The organism is Kitasatospora arboriphila (assembly GCF_039528095.1).
Classification (GTDB): Bacteria; Actinomycetota; Actinomycetes; order Streptomycetales; family Streptomycetaceae; genus Kitasatospora; species Kitasatospora arboriphila.
The window spans coordinates 1-22369 of the sequence record NZ_BAAALD010000039.1 but is presented as its reverse complement, the minus strand read 5'-3'; the positions used below and the strand labels follow the sequence as shown (position 1 = coordinate 22369).

At 71.5% G+C, this 22369-nt stretch carries 18 protein-coding genes; 13 read left to right on the top strand and 5 right to left on the bottom strand.

Going from position 1 to position 22369, the window contains the following annotated elements:
• Positions 1-258: 258 nt before the first annotated feature.
• Positions 259-645, top strand: a complete 387-nt coding sequence (locus ABD353_RS40490; RefSeq protein WP_425555211.1) for a DUF6193 family natural product biosynthesis protein — start codon at positions 259-261, stop codon at positions 643-645.
• A gap of 127 nt (positions 646-772) precedes the next feature.
• Positions 773-1873 (top strand): dual-specificity RNA methyltransferase RlmN, encoded by a 1101-nt coding sequence (gene rlmN / locus ABD353_RS20515; protein WP_344625111.1) that lies wholly within the window; start codon positions 773-775, stop codon positions 1871-1873.
• Positions 1874-1949: 76 nt separating this feature from the next.
• Here the strand turns inward: rlmN and ABD353_RS20510 are convergent, their stop codons facing one another.
• The 4 genes from ABD353_RS20510 to ABD353_RS20495 form a co-directional block, all read right to left on the bottom strand.
• A complete protein-coding gene (locus tag ABD353_RS20510) occupies positions 1950-3086 on the bottom strand; it encodes a hypothetical protein (protein WP_344625110.1) in 1137 nt (378 codons plus the stop codon).
• A gap of 17 nt (positions 3087-3103) precedes the next feature.
• The gene (locus ABD353_RS20505; protein ID WP_344625109.1) at positions 3104-3868 is read right to left on the bottom strand and encodes an ABC transporter ATP-binding protein; all 765 of its coding nucleotides are present in this window, start codon (positions 3866-3868) and stop codon (positions 3104-3106) included.
• A 200-nt stretch (positions 3869-4068) separates the two neighbouring features.
• A complete protein-coding gene (locus tag ABD353_RS20500) occupies positions 4069-5463 on the bottom strand; it encodes an aspartate aminotransferase family protein (protein WP_344625108.1) in 1395 nt (464 codons plus the stop codon).
• Entirely contained in the window at positions 5460-5933 is a 474-nt protein-coding gene (locus ABD353_RS20495; protein WP_043175796.1) for an Lrp/AsnC family transcriptional regulator, read from the bottom strand. Before ABD353_RS20495 ends, ABD353_RS20500 begins: the two co-directional genes overlap by 4 nt.
• Positions 5934-6200: 267 nt before the next feature.
• Here ABD353_RS20495 and ABD353_RS20490 point away from each other — a divergent pair, with 267 nt between their 5' ends.
• A complete protein-coding gene (locus ABD353_RS20490) occupies positions 6201-7646 on the top strand; it encodes a gamma-aminobutyraldehyde dehydrogenase (RefSeq protein WP_344625107.1) in 1446 nt (481 codons plus the stop codon).
• Between the two features lie 157 nt (positions 7647-7803).
• Entirely contained in the window at positions 7804-9162 is a 1359-nt protein-coding gene (locus tag ABD353_RS20485) for an aspartate aminotransferase family protein (RefSeq protein WP_344625106.1), read from the top strand.
• A gap of 59 nt (positions 9163-9221) precedes the next feature.
• Here ABD353_RS20485 and ABD353_RS20480 read toward each other — a convergent pair whose 3' ends face one another.
• Positions 9222-10877: a PucR family transcriptional regulator gene (locus ABD353_RS20480; RefSeq protein ID WP_344625105.1), complete on the bottom strand. Its 1656-nt coding sequence runs from the start codon at positions 10875-10877 to the stop codon at positions 9222-9224.
• Between the two features lie 430 nt (positions 10878-11307).
• Here ABD353_RS20480 and ABD353_RS20475 point away from each other — a divergent pair, with 430 nt between their 5' ends.
• From ABD353_RS20475 to ABD353_RS20435, 9 genes are all read left to right on the top strand, one after another.
• A complete protein-coding gene (locus tag ABD353_RS20475; protein ID WP_344625104.1) occupies positions 11308-12825 on the top strand; it encodes a gamma-aminobutyraldehyde dehydrogenase in 1518 nt (505 codons plus the stop codon).
• Between the two features lie 49 nt (positions 12826-12874).
• Positions 12875-14134, top strand: coding sequence for a polyamine ABC transporter substrate-binding protein (locus tag ABD353_RS20470; RefSeq protein WP_344625103.1), 1260 nt, complete (start codon positions 12875-12877; stop codon positions 14132-14134).
• A 44-nt stretch (positions 14135-14178) separates the two neighbouring features.
• The gene (locus tag ABD353_RS20465) at positions 14179-15351 is read left to right on the top strand and encodes an ABC transporter ATP-binding protein (RefSeq protein ID WP_344625102.1); all 1173 of its coding nucleotides are present in this window, start codon (positions 14179-14181) and stop codon (positions 15349-15351) included.
• Positions 15348-16277, top strand: a complete 930-nt coding sequence (locus ABD353_RS20460) for an ABC transporter permease (RefSeq protein ID WP_344625101.1) — start codon at positions 15348-15350, stop codon at positions 16275-16277. Before ABD353_RS20465 ends, ABD353_RS20460 begins: the two co-directional genes overlap by 4 nt.
• Positions 16277-17080 carry an ABC transporter permease gene (locus ABD353_RS20455; protein WP_344625100.1) on the top strand — a complete coding sequence of 268 codons (804 nt, stop codon included), beginning with the start codon at positions 16277-16279 and terminating at the stop codon, positions 17078-17080. Before ABD353_RS20460 ends, ABD353_RS20455 begins: the two co-directional genes overlap by 1 nt.
• Positions 17081-17151: 71 nt before the next feature.
• On the top strand, positions 17152-18546 hold the full coding sequence (locus ABD353_RS20450; protein WP_344625099.1) for an NAD(P)/FAD-dependent oxidoreductase: 1395 nt from the start codon (positions 17152-17154) through the stop codon (positions 18544-18546).
• Between the two features lie 212 nt (positions 18547-18758).
• A complete protein-coding gene (locus tag ABD353_RS20445; RefSeq protein ID WP_344625098.1) occupies positions 18759-19205 on the top strand; it encodes a hypothetical protein in 447 nt (148 codons plus the stop codon).
• Between the two features lie 94 nt (positions 19206-19299).
• Positions 19300-19986: a hypothetical protein gene (locus ABD353_RS20440; RefSeq protein WP_344625097.1), complete on the top strand. Its 687-nt coding sequence runs from the start codon at positions 19300-19302 to the stop codon at positions 19984-19986.
• Positions 19987-20158: 172 nt separating this feature from the next.
• Positions 20159-21697: a CoA-acylating methylmalonate-semialdehyde dehydrogenase gene (locus ABD353_RS20435; protein ID WP_344625096.1), complete on the top strand. Its 1539-nt coding sequence runs from the start codon at positions 20159-20161 to the stop codon at positions 21695-21697.
• Positions 21698-22369: the final 672 nt, after the last annotated feature.

Here is a 22369-nt window from a genome sequence, read left to right as displayed (position 1 = left end):
CGGGGCCGTCCGAGGTTAGCCAAAGCTGACGGCCAGTAGCCAACGCCAACTGTTCCGCTGCTGGTCAGGGACGTGTCGCGAGGCAATAGTGCAGCCTGGTTGGTCGGAAGCCAGACCGACGAGATCTGACCAGATCTGCTTCGGGTCTCGTGGGTGGTTCTACTGGGGGAGGGCCGCCTGCAGGGGCCAGACACCATCCGAACCGCTACCGCACCTGCGAGTTAGCGTGCTGCAAGTACTTTGGAGGGGGACCGGACGATGGAGCAAGAGCGCAAGGCCTGCGACTCGGTCGAGGCAGGGTGGGACTTTCAGGCGCGTGCGGCGGCGAGCTGGGATGACCGGTCTCGCACCTCCACCACAATTTGGGTTCCGCCCATCATGGAGGCCCTGGTGGACAGAGCCCGGAATAGCACACTGGGGCGCTTCCACCCCTTCACCAGTCACGCCGCGCTTTGCTTCAGTACCGGCCCTCGCTTTTGGGCAGGTGAGGGCGACGTCCTCCCGGTGTCCATCGCACTCACTCCTGAAGGGACCTACGTCGTGCACGCCGAGGGATGGGGCACGGTGCTCGAAACGGCCAGTGCTGATGAGGCCGTGACCGCGGCGGAACGCCTAGTCGAAGAGGGCCCTGGCGAGATTGTCTAGACCTCAGCCTGGGCCGTCTGTGGGCCGTGGGAGGCCAGCCAACGATGACAAACGACGACCAGGACCGACGGCTCCGGCCCAAGTGGGACACGGGCGAGCTCCGGCGATCTGCGACACTGGATGCACCATGCCTAAGCCCGGAGAACTGACCTTCGTCGCGCCGCGCGGCGCCAAGCCCCCGCGACACCTCGCCGACCTCAGCCCCGCCGAGCGCAAGGAGGCCGTCGCCGAGCTGGGCGAGCAGCCGTTCCGCGCCAAGCAGCTGTCCAACCACTACTTCGGCCGGCTGTCCGACGACCCGGAGACCTGGACGGACATCCCGGCGGCCAGCCGCGGGAAGCTCACCGAGAGCCTGCTGCCCGAGCTGATGTCGGTGGTCCGGCACGTGTCCTGCGACGACGACGCCACCCGCAAGACGCTGTGGAAGCTCTTCGACGGCACCCTGGTCGAGTCGGTGCTGATGCGCTACCCGGACCGGGTCACCATGTGCATCAGCTCGCAGGCCGGCTGCGGCATGAACTGCCCGTTCTGCGCGACCGGCCAGGCGGGCCTGACCCGGAACCTGTCGACCGCGGAGATCGTGGAGCAGATCGCCTCGGGCATGCGGGACCTGAAGACCGGTGCCGTTCCGGGTGGTGAGGCCCGGCTCTCCAACGTGGTGTTCATGGGCATGGGCGAGCCGCTCGCCAACTACAACCGGGTGCTGGCCGCGATCCGCCGGCTCACCGACCCGGCGCCGGACGGCTTCGGCCTCTCGCAGCGCGGCATCACCGTCTCCACCGTCGGCCTGGTGCCCGCCATGCACCGCTTCGCGGACGAGGGCCTCAGCTGCCGCCTGGCGCTGTCCCTGCACGCGCCCGACGACGAGCTGCGCGACGAGCTGGTGCCGGTGAACACCCGGTGGAAGGTCGACGAGGTGCTGGACGCCGCGTGGAACTACGCGGACAAGTCCGGCCGCCGGATCTCCATCGAGTACGCGCTGATCAAGGACATCAACGACCAGGCGTGGCGGGCGGACCTGCTCGGCCGCCTGATCAAGAACCACCGGGTGCACGTGAACCTGATCCCGCTGAACCCGACGCCCGGGTCCAAGTGGACTGCGTCCCGCCCGGAGGACGAGCGGGAGTTCGTCCGGCGCCTGCAGGCGCACGGCGTGCCGACGACCGTCCGCGACACCCGCGGCCAGGAGATCGACGGCGCCTGCGGCCAGCTGGCCGCCGCGGGCTGATCGGCCCGCGGGGAGAAGCGCAACGGAAGGGCGGTGGACACCCGACGGGTGTCCACCGCCCTTCCGGCGTCCGGTGTCAGACCAGACAGGCCGCGGCGAACAGCGCGGTCAGGCCGCCGGTGACGAGCAGCACGCCGACCGCGGCGGCGGCCTGCACGGCGACGGCCGCGCGCAGCGTCGCCGGTTCGGTGCCGAGCCGGACGAGGGCGGCGGTCACCTCCCGACGGGCCGCGCGGATCTCCAGAGCGCGGGCGACCACGGCGCCGGCCGCGCAGCCGGTGACCAGGAGGACGGCCGCGCGGACGGGCAGGTCGGGCTCGTCGCCGTAGCCGAGCGCGGCGACGAGGACGGCGAGGCCGAGGACGAGCACCGCGAGCGGGCCGGCGAGCGGCCGGGCCTCCGCGGTGAGCGAGCGGGCGGCGAGCAGCCGCACCGGGCCGGGCCGGCGCAGGGCCAGCACCCGGCCGGCGAGTGCCAGCAGGGGCGCGGTGAGCAGGGCGAGCCCGAGGGCGGTGAGGGCCCAGCCGATGAGCGCGGCGGTGCCGACCGAGCCGAGGTGGGCGGGCAGGTCGACGGGCCGGCCGTCCTGTTCGGCGCCGGGCCGCAGCCCGTAGAGTTCCAGGGCCATGCCGACGACGGTGAATCCGACGGGCACGGCGATCCGCGCCGGGTGGAAGCCGGTGCTGCGGGCCACGGCGGTGCGGCCGGGGAGCGCGTCGGTCAGCGGGACGGCCGCGGCGGCCGCGCAGCCGGCGACCAGCGGCACGAGGACGAGCAGGGTGACCGGTGCGGCGGCCGGCAGCGAGCTGCCGAGGCCGACGTCGGCGGCGAGCCCCGGGCCGGCGATGTCGTTGCGCAGCACGAGGAAGAGCAGCAGGGCGAGCACGCTGCCGAGCGCGGCGGCGAGCGCGGTCTCGACGGCGATCAGCAGCCGGATGCGGACGGGGCCGTAGCCGGCCGCGGTGAGGCCGGCGATCCGTTCGGGGTGCTGGGCGGGCACGGCGCGGGCGGCGGCGGCGGAGAGCCAGCCGACCGCGGCCAGCGCGGGCAGGCACCAGAGCAGCCGGGGCACCGAGGTGGCGGCGGGTTCGCCGAGGGCCCGGCCGAGGGAGCGCAGCAGGAAGGCGGCGGCCGTCGCGGCGGCGGCCGCGGTGAGCAGCCAGCGGGCCAGGTCGAGTGCCCGGTAGCCCCTGACGAGTCGGAGTGGGAACAACGTCGTCCTCCCGGCTCTCAGCGCGCGGCCGTGACGGCCGTGGAGCCGCTGGCGGTGGAGCCCGCGGTCCTGCCGTCGGCGGTGCCCGCCGGGGTGGTGGACGTGCCGGCGATCCGGCCGTCGACCAGGGTGAGGGTGCGGTCGGCCTGGCCGGCCGGCTCCGGGTCGTGGGTGGCCAGGAGCAGGGTGAGGTCGTGCGAGCGGGCGGCGCTCGCCAGTATGCGCAGCACCTGCTCGCGCTCCTCGCGGTGCAGGGGGGCGCCCGGGTCGTCGGCGAAGACCACCCGGGGCAGCGGTGCGAGGGCCCGGGCGACGGCGATCCGCTGGCGCTGGGCCTGGGTCAGCTCGGCGGGGCGGCGCTTGGCGCAGTCGGCGACGTCGAGGCGTTCGAGCCATTCGGCGGCGGCGGTGTACGCGGCGCGGTGGCCGGTGCCGGCGAGCAGCAGCGGCAGGGCGGTGTTCTCGCGGGCCGTCAGTTCCGGCACCAGGTGGGGCTCGGAGCCGACCCAGCCGAAGCGCTCGCGGCGGAGCTTCTCGCGACCGGTGCGGCCGAGGGTGTGCACGGGGGCGCTGTGGAACCAGACCTCGCCCTCGTCGACCGGCAGCTGGGCGGAGAGGCAGCCGAGCAGGGTGCTCTTGCCGGAGCCGCGGGGGCCGGTGACGGCGAGCACCTCGCCCTCCCGGACGGCGAGCGAGACTCCGCGCAGGGCGGGTGTGCCGTGGTGGGACTTGACGATCCCTCGGGCCCACAACACGTCGTTGTCGGGCGGGGCCGCTGACATGGAGAACCGTCCTGGTGCCTTGTCGGGATATGACAGTCGTCAGATTAGAACGAACAGGTCGCGGTGCGGTTGCGGCACACTGGCCCATCTCCGGGCAAATCGCCGTGATTCCGGCGGTCGGATCCGGAGTTCGGCACCCCGGCACGCCGAAGGGCGGCCCCGGTGGACCGGGACCGCCCTGGCGGAGGGTGGGAGGAGGGTCAGATCTTCGCCCACGCGTCGGTGAGGCTGACCCGCAGGATCTGCTCGATCTCGTCGAAGGTCGACTGGTCGGAGATCAGCGGCGGGGCCAGCTGGACGACCGGGTCGCCGCGGTCGTCGGCGCGGCAGTACAGGCCGTTGTCGAAGAGCGCCTTCGACAGGAAGCCGTAGAGGACGCGCTCCACCTCGTCGTCGTTGAACGACTCCTTGGTGGTCTTGTCCTTCACGAGCTCGATGCCGTAGAAGTACCCGTTGCCGCGGACGTCGCCGACGATCGGCAGGTCGCGCAGCTTGTCCAGGGTGCCCAGGAAGCGCGACTCGTTGTCGAGCACGTGCTGGTTGAGGCCCTCGCGCTCGAAGATGTCGAGGTTGGCCAGCGCCACCGCGGAGGACACCGGGTGGCCGCCGAAGGTGTAGCCGTGCAGGAAGGTGTTCTCGCCCTTGTAGAACGGCTCGGCGATGCGGTCCGAGATGATCGTGGCGCCGATCGGGGAGTAGCCCGAGGTCATGCCCTTGGCGCAGGTGATCATGTCGGGCTGGTAGCCGAACTTGTCGGCGCCGAACATGGTGCCGAGGCGGCCGAAGGCGCAGATGACCTCGTCCGAGACGAGCAGCACGTCGTGGCGGTCGCAGATCTCGCGCAGGCGCTGGAAGTACCCGGGCGGCGGCGGGAAGCAGCCGCCGGCGTTCTGCACCGGCTCGACGAAGACGGCGGCGACGGTGTCCGGGCCCTCGAAGAGGATGGCCTGCTCGACCTGGTCGGCGCACCAGCGGCCGTAGGCCTCCGGGTCCACGGTGCCGTCCGGGCCCTGGAGGTACTCGGGGGCGCGGTAGATGTTGGTGTTGGGAGCCTTGTGGGTGCCGGGCACCAGCGGCTCGAACGGGGCCTTCAGGCCCGGCAGGCCGGTGATCGACAGGGCGCCCTGGGGGGTGCCGTGGTAGGCGACGGCCCGGGAGATGACCTTGTACTTGGTCGGCTTGCCGGTCAGCTTGAAGTACTGCTTGGCCAGCTTCCAGGCGGTCTCGACCGCCTCGCCGCCGCCGGTCGAGAAGAACACCTTGTTCAGGTCGCCCGGGGCGTAGTTCGCCAGGCGCTCGGCGAGCTCGACGGCCTTCGGGTGGGCGTAGCTCCAGACCGGGAAGAAGGCGAGCTCCTTGGCCTGCTTGGCAGCCGCCTCGGCGAGCTCCTCGCGGCCGTGGCCGGCCTGGACCACGAACAGGCCGGCGAGGCCGTCGAGGTACTTCCTGCCCTTGTCGTCCCAGACGTAGGTTCCCTCACCGCGCACGATGGTGGGGACGGGGGAGTTCTCGTACGACGACATGCGGGTGAAGTGCATCCACAGGTGGTCGTAGGCGGTCTTGGAAAGGTCCTTCTGCGCCGGGTCGGCTGTCATCTGGTGCCCCAGGTGTAGGTCTGTTTCCGGAGCTTCAGATAAACGAAGCTCTCGGTGCTCCGCACGCCGGGAAGCGCGCGGATGCGCTTGTTGATCATTTCGAGCAGGTGCTCGTCGTCCTCGCACACCAGCTCGGCCAGCAGGTCGAACGAGCCTGCGGTGCAGACGACGTAGTCGACCTCGTCGAACGCGGCCAGGGCGTCCGCGACCGGTTCGATGTCACCCTCAACCCGGATCCCCACCATCGCCTGCCGGGTGAAGCCGACGGTGAGGGGGTCGGTGACGGCGACGATCTGCATCACGCCCTGGTCGAGCAGCTTCTGGACGCGTTGCCGTACGGCGGCCTCCGACAGGCCGACGGCCTTGCCGATGGCGGCGTACGGGCGGCGCCCGTCCTCCTGGAGCTGTTCGATGATCGCCTTGGAGGCGGCGTCGAGGGGAACGCTGGCGTTCCGGTCGCGGTTGGCCACGTCGCCACTGTGCACGATCGCCGCGCGGCACGCAAGCCGTCGTCGTGCTGATTTCGTCGCTGTTTCCAAAATTGCATGCGGATTGCGTTGCGTCCGGAGATGAAGCCTGTCGATACCGTCGGTCATTGGGTAGCCTGGACCACGTACACACGCAGGCGTGCACACACCCCCAGTGGACCGCGGCCGGTCCGACCCGGCCAGCCGTGCGCCGGAGGTACCCTGGCGCCGGATTCTGCAACGCCGCAGGCCCAGACCGAGGAGAGACCCGTGAGCGACCTTCGTACGCTGCGCAACTACATCAACGGCGAGTTCGTCGATGCGGCGGACGGCCGCACGCTGGACGTGATCGACCCGACGACCGGCGAGGTGTACGCGACCTCCCCGCTCTCCGGCGCCACCGACGTCGACGCTGCGATGGCCGCCGCCGCCGAGGCCTTCCCCGTGTGGCGCGACGCCACCCCCTCGACCCGCCAGAAGCTCCTGCTGAAGATCGCGGACGCGGTGGAGGCCCGGGCCGACGAGATCGTCGACACCGAGTGCCGCAACACCGGCAAGCCGCGCGGGCTGACCCTCTCCGAGGAGATCGGCCCGATGGTCGACCAGATCCGGTTCTTCGCCGGCGCCGCCCGCCTGCTGGAGGGCAAGGCCGCGGGCGAGTACATGGACGGCATGACCTCCATCGTCCGCCGTGAGCCGGTCGGCGTCTGCGCCCAGGTCGCGCCGTGGAACTACCCGATGATGATGGCGGTCTGGAAGTTCGCCCCGGCCATCGCCGCCGGCAACACCGTCGTCCTCAAGCCCTCGGACACCACCCCGGCCTCCACCGTGCTGCTCGCCGAGATCATCGGCGGCATCCTCAAGGACATGGAGCTGCCGGCCGGCGTCTTCAACGTCATCTGCGGCGACCGCGAGACCGGCAAGCTGATGGTCGAGCACCCCACCCCGGCGATGGCCTCCATCACCGGCTCCGTCCGCGCCGGCATCCAGGTCGCCGAGTCCGCCTCCAAGGACGTCAAGCGCGTCCACCTGGAGCTCGGCGGCAAGGCCCCGGTCGTGGTCTTCGAGGACGCCGACATCGCCGAGGCCGTGGAGGGCATCTCGGTCGCCGGCTTCTTCAACGCCGGCCAGGACTGCACCGCCGCCACCCGCGTCCTGGTGCACGAGTCGATCCACGACGCCTTCGTCGAGGCCCTCGCCAAGGCCGCCGCCGACACCAAGACCGGCGGCATCGACGACGAGGACGTCCTCTACGGCCCGCTGAACAACGCCAACCAGCTCGCCCAGGTCACCGGCTTCATCGACCGCCTGCCCGAGCACGCCAAGGTCGAGGCCGGCGGCCACCGGGTCGGCGACAAGGGCTACTTCTACGCCCCGACCGTCGTCTCCGGCCTGCTGCAGGACGACGAGATCATCCAGCGCGAGGTCTTCGGCCCGGTCATCACCGTGCAGAAGTTCACCGACGAGGACCAGGCCGTCGGCTATGCCAACGGTGTCGAGTACGCCCTCGCCTCCTCCGTCTGGACGAAGGACCACGCCCGCGCCATGCGGATGTCCCGCCGCCTGGACTTCGGCTGCGTCTGGATCAACACCCACATCCCGCTGGTCGCCGAGATGCCGCACGGCGGCTTCAAGAAGTCCGGCTACGGCAAGGACCTGTCCTCCTACGGCTTCGAGGACTACACCCGCGTCAAGCACGTCATGACCGCGATCTGACCGACCGACGCGACCGGCGCACCCAGGGGGCGCGGGCAGCTGCGCGCACAGCGCGGCCGCCCGCGCCCCCGCGCTTTGCCACCCTGTCACGGCGACGCGCCGATCGGGTGACATGGTGCAACTGCCTCGCGACCCCCGTGCTCCCTAGGCTGGCCGCATGAGCATCCCCACCGCTGACTCAGCCGCAGGCCAGGCCGTCAAGGCCGCCGACCGCGCGCACGTCTTCCACTCGTGGTCCGCCCAGGCGCTGATCGACCCCCTCGCGGTGGCCGGCGCAGAGGGTTCCTACTTCTGGGACTACGAGGGCAACCGCTACCTCGACTTCTCCTCCCAGCTGGTGAACACCAACATCGGCCACCAGCACCCGAAGGTCGTCGCCGCGATCCAGGAGCAGGCGGCCAAGCTCTGCACCATCGCGCCCGGCTTCGCCGTCGAGCCGCGCAGCGAGGCCGCCCGGCTGATCGCCGAGCGCACCCCCGGCGAGCTGAACAAGATCTTCTTCACCAACGGCGGCGCCGAGGCCAACGAGAACGCCATCCGGATGGCCCGCCTGCACACCGGCCGTCAGAAGGTGCTCTCCACCTACCGCTCGTACCACGGCGCCACCGCCAACGCCATCGCGCTGACCGGCGACCCCCGCCGCTGGGCCAACGAGACCGGCGTCTCCGGCATCGTCCACTTCTGGGGCCCCTACGCCTACCGCTCGGTCTTCCACGCCGAGAACGAGGCGCAGGAGTGCGAGCGCGCGCTCGCCCACCTGGAGCAGGTCATCGCCTTCGAAGGCCCGGCCACCGTCGCCGCGATCATCCTGGAGACGGTCGTCGGCACCGCCGGCGTGCTGATCCCGCCGCCCGGCTACCTGCAGGGCGTCCGGGAGATCTGCGACCGCCACGGCATCGTCTTCATCCTCGACGAGGTGATGGCAGGCTTCGGCCGCACCGGCGAGTGGTTCGCCGCCGACAACTGGGGCATCACCCCGGACCTGCTGACCTTCGCCAAGGGCGTCAACTCCGGCTACGTCCCGCTCGGCGGCGTCGCCATCAACCCGGAGATCGCCGCCACCTTCGACGAGCGGGTCTTCCCCGGCGGCCTCACCTACTCCGGCCACCCGCTGGCCTGCGCCTCGGCCGTCGCCACCATCGGGGCGATGGCGGAGGAGGGCATCGTCGAGAACGCCAAGCGGATCGGCGAGAGCGTGATCGGCCCCGGCCTGCGCGAGCTCGCCGAGCGGCACCCCTCGATCGGCGAGGTCCGCGGCCTCGGCGTCTTCTGGGCGCTCGACCTGGTCAAGAACCGCGAGACCCGCGAGCCGCTGGTCCCCTACAACGCGGCCGGACCGGCCAACGCGCCGATGGCCGAGCTCGCCGCCGCCTGCAAGCAGCGCGGCCTGTGGCCCTTCGTCAACATGAACCGCTTCCACGTGGTGCCGCCGTGCACCGTCAGCGCGGAGGAGGCCAAGGCCGGCCTCGCGATCCTCGACGAGGTCCTCACCCTCACCGACGCGCACACCGTCTGACGCACCCACGGGAGCGGCCCCGGGGCAACCGCCCCGGGGCCGCTGCGTCGCGCCCGCGCTCAGCGGCGCACCGCGTCCAGCGCCAGCAGCGCCACGTGCAGCGACAGACAGGACTCCACCTGGTCCAGGTCCACCCCGAGGATCCGCTCCACCTTGTGCAGCCGGTCGTAGAACGACGGCCGGGACAGGTGCGCCGCGTCCGCCGCCGCCGACTTGTTGCGGCCCTGCTCCAGGTAGATCCGCAGCATCCGCACCAACTGGCCGCCGTGCTCGGCGTCGTACGCCAGCAGCGGCCCCAGCTCGCGCTCCACGTACGTCTGCAGCCGCTCGTCGTCGCGCAGCAGGTGCAGCAGACCGCGCAGCCGGACGTCCGGCAGCCGGTAGTAGGCGGCCGCCCGGCCGCCCGGCGCGTCGTGCAGCGCCGCGTCCGCGACCTGGGTCGCCTCCAGCAGGGTGCGCCGGGCGTCGCGCACCGACCCCACCGAGGAGCCCACCGCGACCACCGGCTCCGGCGGCGGCGCCGCCGCGTCCCGCGCACCGTCCGCCACCAGCTTGCGCAGCGCCGCCGCGAACGCCTCCAGCGCCGCGTGCTCGTCCTGCTGAGAACCGAGCGCGATCAGCATCCCGACGCCCTCGTCGTCCAGCGCGCCGACCAGCGCCGACAGCCGGCAGCCGCGGATCGCCGTCGCCGCCAGCTCGGTGAAGTCCCGCAGCCGGGCCTGCGCCTCCAGCGCGGCCGGCACCGCCCCGCGGCGCTGCCGCAGCACCACGCCCACCAGCCGCCGCCCCTCCAGCGGCACCCCCAGCGCCTGCGCCCGCAGCGCGACCTCGCTGACCGTCAGGGCGTGCGTGAGGATGCCCGACAGCAGCGTGCGGTGGGTCTGCCGCTCCAGGCTCTCCCGGTCGCGCACCACCAGCCGGTTCAGCGCCAGCGTCGCCGCGCCGCGCTCCAGCATCATCGCGTGCGGGTGCGCGGTGCCCTCCGGCAGCGCGCCCGGCCCGCCGATCAGCACCAGCCGACCCCAGTCCTGGCCGCGCGCGCCGACCGCGGTGACCAGCCAGCCGCTGCGCGGGTCGTGCCCGGTGCGGCCCGGCGGGCGGACCCCGCGCGAACGCGCCTCCCAGCCCTCCAGCAGCTCCGCCTCCGGCCGGCCGGCGCTCTCGTGCGCCAGCACCTGGTGCGCCAGGTTCTCCAGCACCACCGGCGCACCGGCCAGCTGCGCCACCTGCCGCACCACCTCGGCGGGCTCGGCGCCCTCCACCGCCAGCTCGTTGAAGACCTGGTGCACCGCCTCGGAGGTGCGCAACTGCTCCAGCTGGGCGTTGACCACCAGGGCGTGCACCGCCTCGGTGACGGCGACGAAGCGCAGCTCGCGGCGGAGCGCGATCAGCGGCAGCCCGCGCTGCTCGGCGGCGTTGACCAGCGCCCGCGGCAGCGAGTCGAAGTAGCGGCGGCCGAACTCGACGACCAGGCCGGCGGCGCCGACGTCGGCGAGCTCGTGGACGTAGCGGGCCAGGCCCTCGCGCTGCTCGGGCAGCGCGATGCCGGTGGTGAGCACCAGCTCGCCGCCCTGCAGGACGCCGGCGACGTCCGGCAGCTCGCTCACGTGGACCCAGCGGACGGGCCGCTCCAGGTGGTCCGCACCGGCCACCACGTCGGGCAGTCCGCGCCGCATCACGTCCAGGTCCAGCACCCGGGCGACGGTGGGGAGCATCGCGGGCCTCCAGCTGATCAGGGTTGTCAGGGAAATCTTGCCTCGGCGCGGTGCCCGCCCACCCGCCGCGCCGCCTTGCACCCTGTAAACCCCTTGCCGCCGGGCCTGTCGGAGTGACCCTTGTCACCCGATCGCCCGAGACGGCATGGTCAGGCAATCGGAAGTGGCGAAAACCGGGACGCGGCAGCGGAATCCGCAGCGTAACCAGAAGGCAACAGCGGAATCCCTTGTGGAAGAAAACTGGGCCTGTCAGGATCGCGCAATCCCGGTGAACCACCGCTTCGGATCTCTCCGTCTGCTATGCGGCGACTGGACCAGTCTCCGGCCATGGCGTACGGGCATCGCCGCACCGCCGAGGAAGCATGGGCGTGCAGCGGCTTCCGCGCCCGGCGCGCGGAAGCCGAACCACCGGGCACATGGAGGACAGCAGATGGACCTGACCAGCTTCAGCGCCGGCGCGCAGCACATCGCCGGGCGGGTGGTCACAGGGAGCGGCGACGAGCGGTTCCGGGTGGTCAACCCGGCCGACGGCAGCACCGTGGAGGAGGTCGTGCTGGCCTCGCCCGCCGACGTCGACGCCGCGGTCGACGCGGCCCGCGCCGCCCTCCCCGAGTGGTCCCGCGCCACCCCCGGCACCCGCGCCGAGGCCCTGGGCCGGCTGGCCGGCGTCCTCGCCGACCACGCCGAGGAGTTCGCCCGCGTCGAGACCGCGCAGACCGGCAAGCCGATCAAGCTCTCCACCGAGTTCGACGTCCCCGGCACGATCGACAACACCGCCTTCTTCGCCGGCGCCGCCCGCAACCTGGAGGGCAAGGCCGCCGGCGAGTACTCCGGCGACCACACCTCGTACGTGCGCCGCGAGGCGATCGGCGTGGTCGGCTCGATCTCGCCCTGGAACTACCCCCTGCAGATGGCCGCCTGGAAGATCCTCCCGGCGATCGCCGCGGGCAACACCATCGTCCTCAAGCCCGCCGAGCTCACCCCGCTGACCTCGCTGATGTTCGCCGCCGCGTGCACCGAGGCCGGCATCCCCGACGGCGTCGTCAACGTCATCACCGGCGCCGGCCGCACCGCCGGCGAGCACCTCGTCTCCCACCCCGCGGTGTCGATGGTGTCGTTCACCGGCTCCACCGCCGTCGGCAAGCGGGTCGCCGAACTCGCCACCGCCACCGTCAAGCGCACCCACCTCGAACTCGGCGGCAAGGCCCCGTTCGTGGTCTTCGACGACGCCGACCTGGAGGCCGCCGTGCACGGCGCGGTCGCCGCCTCCCTCATCAACAGCGGCCAGGACTGCACCGCCGCCACCCGCGCCTACGTCCAGCGCCCGCTCTACGACGCCTTCGTCGCCGGGGTCGCCGACCTGTACGCCGCCGTCCGTCTCGGCGACCCGCGCAACCCGCAGACCGACCTCGGCCCGCTGGTCTCCTTCGCCCACCGCGACCGCGTCGCCGGCTTCGTCGAGCGCGCCCGCCGCGACGGCGCCACCGTCGTGACCGGAGGCGGCACCGGCACCAAGGGCCACGACGGCTCCGACCTCACCCTCGGCGCCTACCACCAGCCCACCCTGATCACCGGCGCCGCCCAGGACAGCGAGGTCGTCCAGGGCGAGATCTTCGGCCCCGTCCTCGTCGTCCTGCCCTTCGACAGCGACGAGGAGGGCCTGCGGCTCGCCAACGACACCCCCTACGGCCTCGCCGCCTCCGCCTGGACCCGCGACGTCCACCGCTCGCTGCGCGCCACCCGCGAGATCGCGGCCGGCTGCGTCTGGGTCAACGACCACATCCCGATCATCAGCGAGATGCCGCACGGCGGCTACAAGGCCTCCGGCTACGGCAAGGACATGTCGCAGTACTCCCTCGACGAGTACACCCAGGTCAAGCACGTCATGTACGACACCACCGCGGTGGCCCGCAAGGATTGGCACCGCACGATCTTCGGGGACCGATAACCCCGTCCGTCCCCCCACGCCCGAGCCCCCCTCAGGAGGGTGTCCCCGCATGCAGCTGAACGAGATCACCGACGGCCTGCCGGAGCCGGTCCGCAAGGCCTGGGAACGCAGCCTCACCAGCGGCCGCGCCGCCCTCAGCCGCAGGACGGTGCTGCGCGCCGGTGCGCTCGCGGCCGGCGCGGGCACCCTCACCGCCTGCGGCATCCCGCCGGCGAAGAGCACCAACGGCACCTCGGGCGAGGCCGCCAACGCCGCCGCGAAGGACCTCTCCGACACCGACAAGGTCGTCAACTTCTCCAACTGGCCGCTGTACGTCGACGTCGACCCCAAGGACGAGCAGAAGCACGGCACCCTCGACGCCTTCACCGCGGCCACCGGCGTCAAGGTCAAGTACACCGAGGACGTCAACGACAACGTCGAGTTCTTCGGCAAGGTCAAGCCGCAGCTCGCCGCCGGCCAGGACACCGGGCGCGACGTCATGGTCCTCACCGACTGGATGGCCGCCCGGCTGATCCGCCTCGGCTGGGTGCAGAAGCTCGACCAGTCCCGGATCACCACCGCGATCACCAACCTGGAGGCCCGCTTCCGCGCCCCCGACTGGGACCCGGGCCGCCTCTACTCCTACCCGTGGGCGGGCATCCAGGTCGTCATCGCCTACAACAAGAAGGCGACCAAGGGGAAGGCCGTCACCAGCGTCTCCCAGCTGCTCGACGACCCCGAGCTCAAGGGCCGCGTCACCTTCCTGTCGGAGATGCGCGACACCATCGGCATGACCCTGCTCGACATGGACAAGGATCCGGCGAAGTTCACCGCCGACGACTACGCCGCCGCGATCGCCCGCCTCCAGAAGGGCGTCGACAGCAAGCAGATCCGCAAGTTCACCGGCAACGACTACGGCCAGGAGCTGTCCTCCGGCGACATCGCCGCCTGCGTCGCCTGGGGCGGCGACCTCATCCAGCTCAAGGCCGACAACCCCGACATCGAGTTCGTCGTCCCGGACAAGGGCTACGTCGCGTCGACCGACAACATGCTGATCCCGGCCCGCGCCCAGCACAAGCACAACGCCGAACGGCTCATCGACTTCTACTACCGGCCCGAGATAGCCGCCCGGCTCACCGCGGGCATCGGCTACGTCTCCCCGGTCACCGGCGCACAGGCCGAACTCGCCAAGCTCGACGCCGACGCCGCCGCCAACCCCCTGGTCATCCCCACCCCCGAGATGGCCGCCAAGGTCCACAACTTCCGCAGCCTCGGCGAGGCCGAGGAGAGCGACTTCGAGGACAGGTTCTCCAAGCTCATCGGCGCCTGACCCGCGCCCCCGACCACCGGCCTCGGAGATAGGACCCGCACACCATGACCGACCAGGCGACCGACACCACCGCGAAGGCCACCGGCCCCGCCGAAACCCCCTCGGGCGGCGACGTACGGCTCACCGGCATCAGCAAGACCTACGGCAGCTCCACCGCCGTCCACCCCCTCGACCTGACGATCCCCCAGGGCTCCTTCTTCGCCCTGCTCGGCGCGTCCGGCTGCGGCAAGACCACCACCCTGCGCATGATCGCCGGCCTGGAGGACCCGACCTCCGGCACCGTCCTCATCGGCGGACAGGACGTCACCGCCCTGCCCCCGTACAAGCGGCCGGTCAACACCGTCTTCCAGAACTACGCGCTCTTCCCGCACCTCGACATCTACGAGAACGTCGCCTTCGGCCTGCGCCGCCGCGGCAAGAAGGACGTCAAGAAGCAGGTCGAGGACATGCTGGAGCTGGTCGAACTCGGCCCGCTCGCCCGCCGCAAGCCGCACCAGCTCTCCGGCGGCCAGCAGCAGCGCGTCGCCGTCGCCCGCGCCCTCATCAACCACCCGCAGGTCCTGCTGCTCGACGAACCGCTCGGCGCCCTCGACCTCAAGCTCCGCCGCCAGATGCAGCTCGAACTCAAGCGCATCCAGACCGAGGTCGGCATCACCTTCGTCCACGTCACCCACGACCAGGAGGAGGCCATGACCATGGCCGACACCATCGCGGTGATGAACGGCGGACGCATCGAGCAGCTCGGCGCCCCCGCCGACCTCTACGAGAACCCCGCGACCACCTTCGTCGCCAACTTCCTCGGCCAGTCCAACCTCATCCCCGCCGAGGTCACCGGGAACTCCGGCGACGAGCTCCTGCTCAGCGCAGGCGGCACCCGCCTCGCCGTCCCCCGCGCCCGCTGCGCCACCGACGCCACCAAGGTCCACCTCGGCGTCCGCCCCGAGAAGATCACCATCGCGCACTCCTCCACGGACGTCCCCGAGGACCGCAACCGCCTGGTCGGCACCGTCGTCGACTCCAGCTTCATCGGCGTCTCCACCCAGTACACCGTCCGCACCGGCACCGGCCAGGACATCGCCGTCTTCGAGCAGAACATGGAGCGCGACGGCCGGATCGTCCCCGGCGCCACCGTCCAGGTCCACTGGAACCCCGCCCACTCCTTCGCGCTCGACGCCTCCCAGGCGATCGACGCCGGCACCGCGGAGGAGGACGCGTGACCACCACCACCGAGACGGCGCCGCTCCGGGACGCCGCACCCCCCGCGCCGCCCCGGCGCACCCGGCGCAAGCTCGTCCCGTACTGGCTGCTGCTGCCCGGCATCGCCTGGCTCGTGGTCTTCTTCGCGGTGCCGATGGTCTACCAGGGCTCCACCTCCCTGCAGACCGGCTCGCTGGAGGAGGGCTTCCGCGTCACCTGGCACTTCGCCACCTACTGGGACGCCTTCACCGAGTACAAGTGGCACTTCGTCCGCTCCTTCGCGTACGCCGCCACCGCCACCGTGCTCTGCCTCGCCATCGGCTACCCGCTCGCGTACACGATCGCCTTCAAGGCCGGCAAGCGGTGGCGCAACGTCATCCTCATCCTGGTGATCGCGCCGTTCTTCACCAGCTTCCTGATCCGCACCCTGGCCTGGAAGACCATCCTGTCCGACGGCGGCTACGTGGTCGGCGCGCTCAACACCCTGCACGTCCTCGACCTCACCGACGCGCTCGGCCTCACCGCCGGCCACCGCGTCCTCGCCACCCCGCTCGCCGTGGTCTGCGGCCTCACCTACAACTTCCTGCCGTTCATGATTCTCCCGCTCTACACCTCGCTGGAGCGGATCGACCCCAGGCTGCACGAGGCCGCCGGCGACCTCTACGCCAAGCCCTTCACCACCTTCCGCAAGGTGACCTTCCCGATCTCCCTGCCCGGCGTCGTCGCCGGCACCCTGCTCACCTTCATCCCCGCCTCCGGCGACTACATCAACGCCCAACTGCTCGGCTCCCCCAGCGAGCAGATGGTCGGCAACGGCATCCAGAAGCAGTTCCTCAACGTGCTCGACTACCCCACGGCGGCAGCCCTGAGCTTCATCCTGATGGCCCTGATCCTGGGCGTGGTGACGGTCTACATGCGCAAGGCCGGAACGGAGGACCTGGTCTGATGAACAAGGTGTCCAGCTGGCTGCGCCGCAACCTCGTCACCCTCGCGGGCGTCCTCGCCCTCGCCTACCTCGTCCTGCCCAACCTGGTCGTCCTGCTCTTCTCGTTCAACAAGCCCGCCGGCAAGTTCAACTACGAGTGGGCCCAGTTCTCCACCGACGCCTGGACGGACCCCTGCGGCGTCGCCGACATGTGCGGCTCGCTCGTCCTCAGCCTGCAGCTCGCCCTCGCGGCCACCGCCGGCGCCACGATCCTCGGCACCATGGTCGCCTTCGCCCTGGCCCGCTACCGCTTCCGCGGCCGCTCCGCCACCACCGGGCTGATCTTCCTGCCGATGGCCATGCCCGAGGTCGTCATGGCCGCCTCGCTCGGCACGCTCTTCCTCAACATGCGCATCCCGTTCGGCTTCACCACGATCCTGATCGCGCACATCATGTTCTGCCTCAGCTTCGTGGTCACCGCCGTCAAGGCCCGCGTCATGAGCATGGACCCGCGCCTCGAACAGGCCGCCCAGGACCTCTACGCCACCCCGGTGCAAACCTTCCTCAAGATCACCCTGCCGCTCGCCGCCCCCGGCATCGCCGCCGGCGCGCTGCTCAGCTTCGCCCTCTCCTTCGACGACTTCATCATCACCCAGTTCAACTCGGGCCCCACCACCGTCACCTTCCCGATGTTCGTCTGGGGCGCCTCGCAGCGCGGCATACCCGTCCAGGTGAACGTGATCGGCACCGCGATGTTCCTCGCGGCCGTCGTCCTCACCGTCGCCGGACAGTGGATCGGCAACCGCCGGAAGGCCCGCGCCTGATGCCACACCACTCCTCCTCCCCGTTCTACTGACCGAAGCCCGAACGACCACCAGAAAGCGGCTGATACGGCATGGACTCCGCCCGTGCGCTCAGTGACGTCAAACCCACCTCGTTCTGGCTGGAGGACCCGGGTCGGCCCGAGGCCCTCCCCGCCCTCGTCGGCGACACCACCTGCGACCTGCTGGTCGTCGGCGGCGGATACTCCGGCCTGTGGACGGCGCTCCTCGCCAAGGAACGCGACCCCTCGCAGGACGTCGTCCTCGTCGAGGCGGACGAGGTGGGCTGGGCGGCCTCCGGGCGCAACGGCGGATTCTGTGCCGCCAGCCTCACCCACGGCTTCGGCAACGGCCTGCAGCGCTGGCCCGCCGAACTGAACCGGCTCGAAGAACTCGGCCGCGCCAACCTCGACGCCATCGAGGACGCCGTCAAGAAGTACGACCTCGACTGCGAGTGGGAGCGCACCGGCGAGATCGACGTCGCCACCGAACCCCACCAGCTCGACGAACTCCACGAGGTCGCCGAGGCCCTCGCCGAACACGGTCTCGACACCACCGTCCTCGACGCCGACCAGGTGCGCCGCGAGGTCGACTCGCCCACCTTCCTCGGCGGCCTCTGGGACCGCGACGGCGTCGCCATGGTCCACCCCGCCAAACTCGCCTGGGGCCTCAAGAAGGCCTGCCTCCGGCAGGGCGTCCGCATCCACGAACGCACCAAGGCCCTCACCCTCGTCGAACACGGCACCGGCATGGCCGTCCGCACCCCCTACGGCCGGGTCTTCGCCCGCCGCGTCGCCCTCGGCACCAACGTCTTCCCGTCCCTGCTCAAGCGCGTCCGCCCCTACATCGTCCCGGTCTACGACTACGCCCTCATGACCGAACCCCTCAACGACGAGCAGATGGCCGCCGTCGGCTGGCGCGGCCGCCAGGGCCTCGGCGACAGCGCCAACCAGTTCCACTACTTCCGGCTCTCCGCCGACAACCGCATCCTCTGGGGCGGCTACGACGCCATCTACCACTACGGCGGCAAGGTCCGCGCCGAGCACGACCAGCGCCCCGACACCTTCCGCACCCTCTCCCGGCAGTTCTTCGAGACCTTCCCCCAGCTCGAAGGAGTCCGCTTCACCCACGCCTGGGGCGGCGCCATCGACACCTGCAGCCGCTTCTCCGCCTTCTTCGACACCGCCCACCACGGCCGCGTCGCCTACGCCGCCGGCTTCACCGGCCTCGGCGTCGGCGCCACCCGCTTCGGCGCCGAGGTCATGCTCGACCTCCTCTCCGGCGAACGCACCGAACGCACCGAACTGGAGATGGTCCGCAAGAAGCCGCTCCCCTTCCCGCCCGAACCCGTCCGCTGGGCCGGCATCGAACTCACCCGCTGGTCGCTCGACCGCGCCGACCGCCGCGGCGGCCGGCGCAACCTCTGGCTGCGCACCCTGGACCGCCTCGGCCTCGGCTTCGACAGCTGACCCCACCGCCGGCCCGACCGTCGGCGCCACCGCGGGGCGCACCCCGGCCACCCGGCCCGGATGCGCCCCGCGGTACGTCCGCGTCCGCCCGGACCGAGAACCGCCGAAACCGGGTCCGCCCGGGCCGAGAACCGCCGAAACCGTGTAAGAACCCGCACCCACCGCCCTCTCCCCGGTGAGCGACCCCGACCCGTCCCCCCCGAGGAGCACCGATGCCGCCCACCGCCCGCACCGCCGCAGCCTGGCTCGCCGCGGCCGCCCCCGACCCGCGCGCCTTCCTGCGCACCTGGGAACGGACCGGCCGCCACCCCGCCCCGCTGCCCGCCGGTCGCCAGTGGGACGCCGTCCTCACCTCCGGCCCGTTCGGACGCACCGCCCTCGACGCCCTCGCCCGCCTCCCCGGACCGGGCCCCGTCCTCCAGGACCGCACCGCAGGCACCGTCGCCTTCCTCGTCCCCACCGGCACCGCCGACGGCTGGCTCGGCTCCGGCATCCGCACCCTCGGCCACGGCACCGCCCTCACCGTCCCCCACCCGGACGGCACCGACCGCGCCCTGCACTGGCTGATCCCCCCGGACGGCACCGGCCGGCTCGTCGACCCCCGCCGCCTCGAACTCGCCCTCCACGACGCCGCCGCCCGACTCACCGGCCTCCCGTGACCCGCCGGCCGCACCGCCCACCCGTCGACCGAACCGCCCACCCGCAGGGTCACCGCAACGCCACCCCGAGGGCGAACCGCGCCAGACTGGTCCCATGACCGCAAGCGCGCTCTCCGACGAGCACCTCCGGCTGCTGGAGACCGCCCAGCCGCTCTGCCTCCGGTACGCCCTCGCCCTCGCCGGCCCCGACGCGCTCGCCGCCCACGGCCTCCCCGCCACCCGCTCCACCGGACTCGTCCTCGTCACCGCCGAGGGCCCGCCCCTCGCCGACATCGCCGCCGGCCTCGCCGAACACCTCCGCGCGGCCGGCCACCGCGCCGGCGTCCAGCCCGGCACCCCGCGCCAGATCCAGCTGACCGGCACGCCCTGCCCGATCGAACTGCGCAAGGAACCCCTGCGGCACCCTGCCGTGCTGCTCCCCGGCGCCCCCGTCCCGGTGGTCGCGCTGCCGGACGCCGCGGCGCTCGCCGTGCTCCGCTTCTGCGACCGGGGTCTGTCGGAGGACCTCGCAGCCCTGCACGTGCTGAGCGGCCCCTTCTCCGAGGGCGAGCTGCTGGCCCTGGCCGGCGCACTCGACGAGGAGTTCCAGCCGGTGGTGCTCGCCGACCGGCTGGAGTCCGCGGCCGCGCCCGTCCACCCGGACGCCGCGGCCCGTTCGGCCTGGGCCCAGGCCTGGGCCCAGGACCTCCGACTGGACCTGATGGAGGTCCGGGAGGACGACGACGGGCTGCACGACCCCTATCTGGAGGACGTCGAGGCGGAGCAGCCCGACGACCTGTAAGGGTGAATCTCCGTTCCCCGTCACGCTGCTCGTTGAGGCCCGGCGGCAGGGTCCGCAGACTGGATTACGAGCGCGGGAGCCCCGTGATCCCGTCGTCCGGACGAAGCCGGGCGGCGCCGTTACCACGTACCGGCGGCCCACACACCGCACGGGACTTCGGAGGCAGACGATCTTGAGCAAGTCCAGCCCGAACAAGCACGTCACCCACTGGATCGGTGGCGCCCCCGTCGCCACCGCCGGCGCCGCGCCCCGCCGCGGTGACATCTTCGATCCGGCCACCGGACAGGTGTCGGGCCAGGTCGACTTCGCCGAGATCGCCGAGGTCGACCAGGCCGTCGCCGCTGCGGCCTCGGCGTTCGCCGAGTGGCGTCGCTCGTCCGTGGCCAAGCGCACCCAGGTGCTCTTCCGCTTCCGCGAACTGTTCAACGCCCGCAAGGACGAGCTCGCGTCGATCATCGTCTCCGAGCACGGCAAGGTGCACTCCGACGCGCTCGGCGAGCTCGCCCGCGGCCTGGAGGTCGTGGAGTACGCCTGCGGCATCCCGCAGCTCTCCAAGGGCGGCTTCTCGGAGCAGGCGTCCACCGGCATCGACGTCTACTCGATCCGCCAGCCGCTCGGCCCCGTCGCGATCATCTCGCCGTTCAACTTCCCGGCCATGGTGCCGATGTGGTTCTTCCCGATCGCCATCGCGACCGGCAACACGGTCGTCCTGAAGCCCTCCGAGAAGGACCCGTCCGCCGCCAACTTCCTCGCCGAGCTGTGGAAGGAGGCCGGCCTGCCGGACGGCGTCTTCAACGTCGTGCACGGCGACAAGGTCGCGGTCGACCGCCTGCTGGAGCACCCCGACATCAAGTCGGTCAGCTTCGTCGGCTCCACCCCGATCGCCCGCTACGTCTACGAGACCGGCACCCGCTACGGCAAGCGCGTCCAGGCCCTCGGCGGCGCGAAGAACCACATGCTGGTGCTGCCCGACGCCGACCTCGACCTGAGCGCCGACGCCGCCGTCAACGCGGGCTTCGGTGCGGCCGGCGAGCGCTGCATGGCGGTCTCCGTCCTGGTCGCCGTCGACCCGATCGGCGACGAGCTGGTCGAGAAGATCAAGTCCCGTGTCGCCGCGCTGAAGGTCGGCCCCGGCTGCAACGGCGACTCCGAGATGGGCCCGCTGGTCACCGGCCAGCACCGCGACAAGGTCACCTCCTACGTCGAGTCCGGCCTCGCCGACGGCGCCGAGCTGGCCGTCGACGGCCGCAAGCACGCGATCGCGGCCGAGGACGTCAACGGCGCCCCGACCGCGGACGGCTTCTGGCTCGGCCCCACCCTGTTCGACCACGTGAAGCCGGGCATGTCCGTCTACAGCGACGAGATCTTCGGCCCCGTCCTCTCGGTCGTCCGGGTCTCCACCTACGAGGAGGGCCTGGCCCTCATCAACAGCAACCCGTACGGCAACGGCACGGCCATCTTCACCAACGACGGCGGCGCCGCCCGGCGCTTCCAGAACGAGGTGGAGGTCGGCATGGTCGGCATCAACGTGCCGATTCCCGTCCCTGTCGCCTACTACTCGTTCGGCGGCTGGAAGGCCTCGCTCTTCGGCGACGCCCACGCCTACGGCCCCGACGGCGTCCAGTTCTTCACCCGCGGCAAGGTCGTGACCCAGCGCTGGCTCGACCCGTCGCACGGCGGTATCAACCTCGGCTTCCCCACCAACAGCTGAACCGCCCCGCCCCGACCACCGGCCGGCCCCTCTCCCCGAGGTGCCGGCCGGTTCGTTTGCATCCGCTCCCCGTTCGGCGTAGTGTTCACTGGTCGCTCGGCAGGGAGCACCGGACACGCGTCTGCGCGGACGGTCCCGGAGCGGCCAATCCCTTGAAACACCACCTCCCGGCTCGGGCTGGGTCGCGTCTTGTCGCGTCCCGGTGCGAATTCGGCGTGCGCGTTTTAGGAATTGCATTCGGACCGGCGCCGGATTCGCTTTTCGGAGCGGGGATCGGCTAAGGTTTGAAACGTCGGACGGGCCGTCAGGCCGGTTCCGACAAGGCAGTGAAGAAAGCAAGTCGGTGAAGAGCACGGACTCGGATCTGATAAGCTGGAAACACGAAAGAGCGAAACGCCCGGAGGGTCCGCTGGAAGGCGGTCCGAAGGAAGTGTCCGTTCCTTGAGAACTCAACAGCGTGCCAAAAGTCAACGCCAGATATGTTGACATCCCCGGCCGGTCGGGAAATCGATCGGTTGGAGATTCCTTTTGAAATAACACAGCGAGGACGCAGTGCGCGGGGCCACCCTATTCCGGTGGTTGCCGTGCCGCTCAACGCGAGTGTGCACCCGATTACGGGTCATCATTCACGGAGAGTTTGATCCTGGCTCAGGACGAACGCTGGCGGCGTGC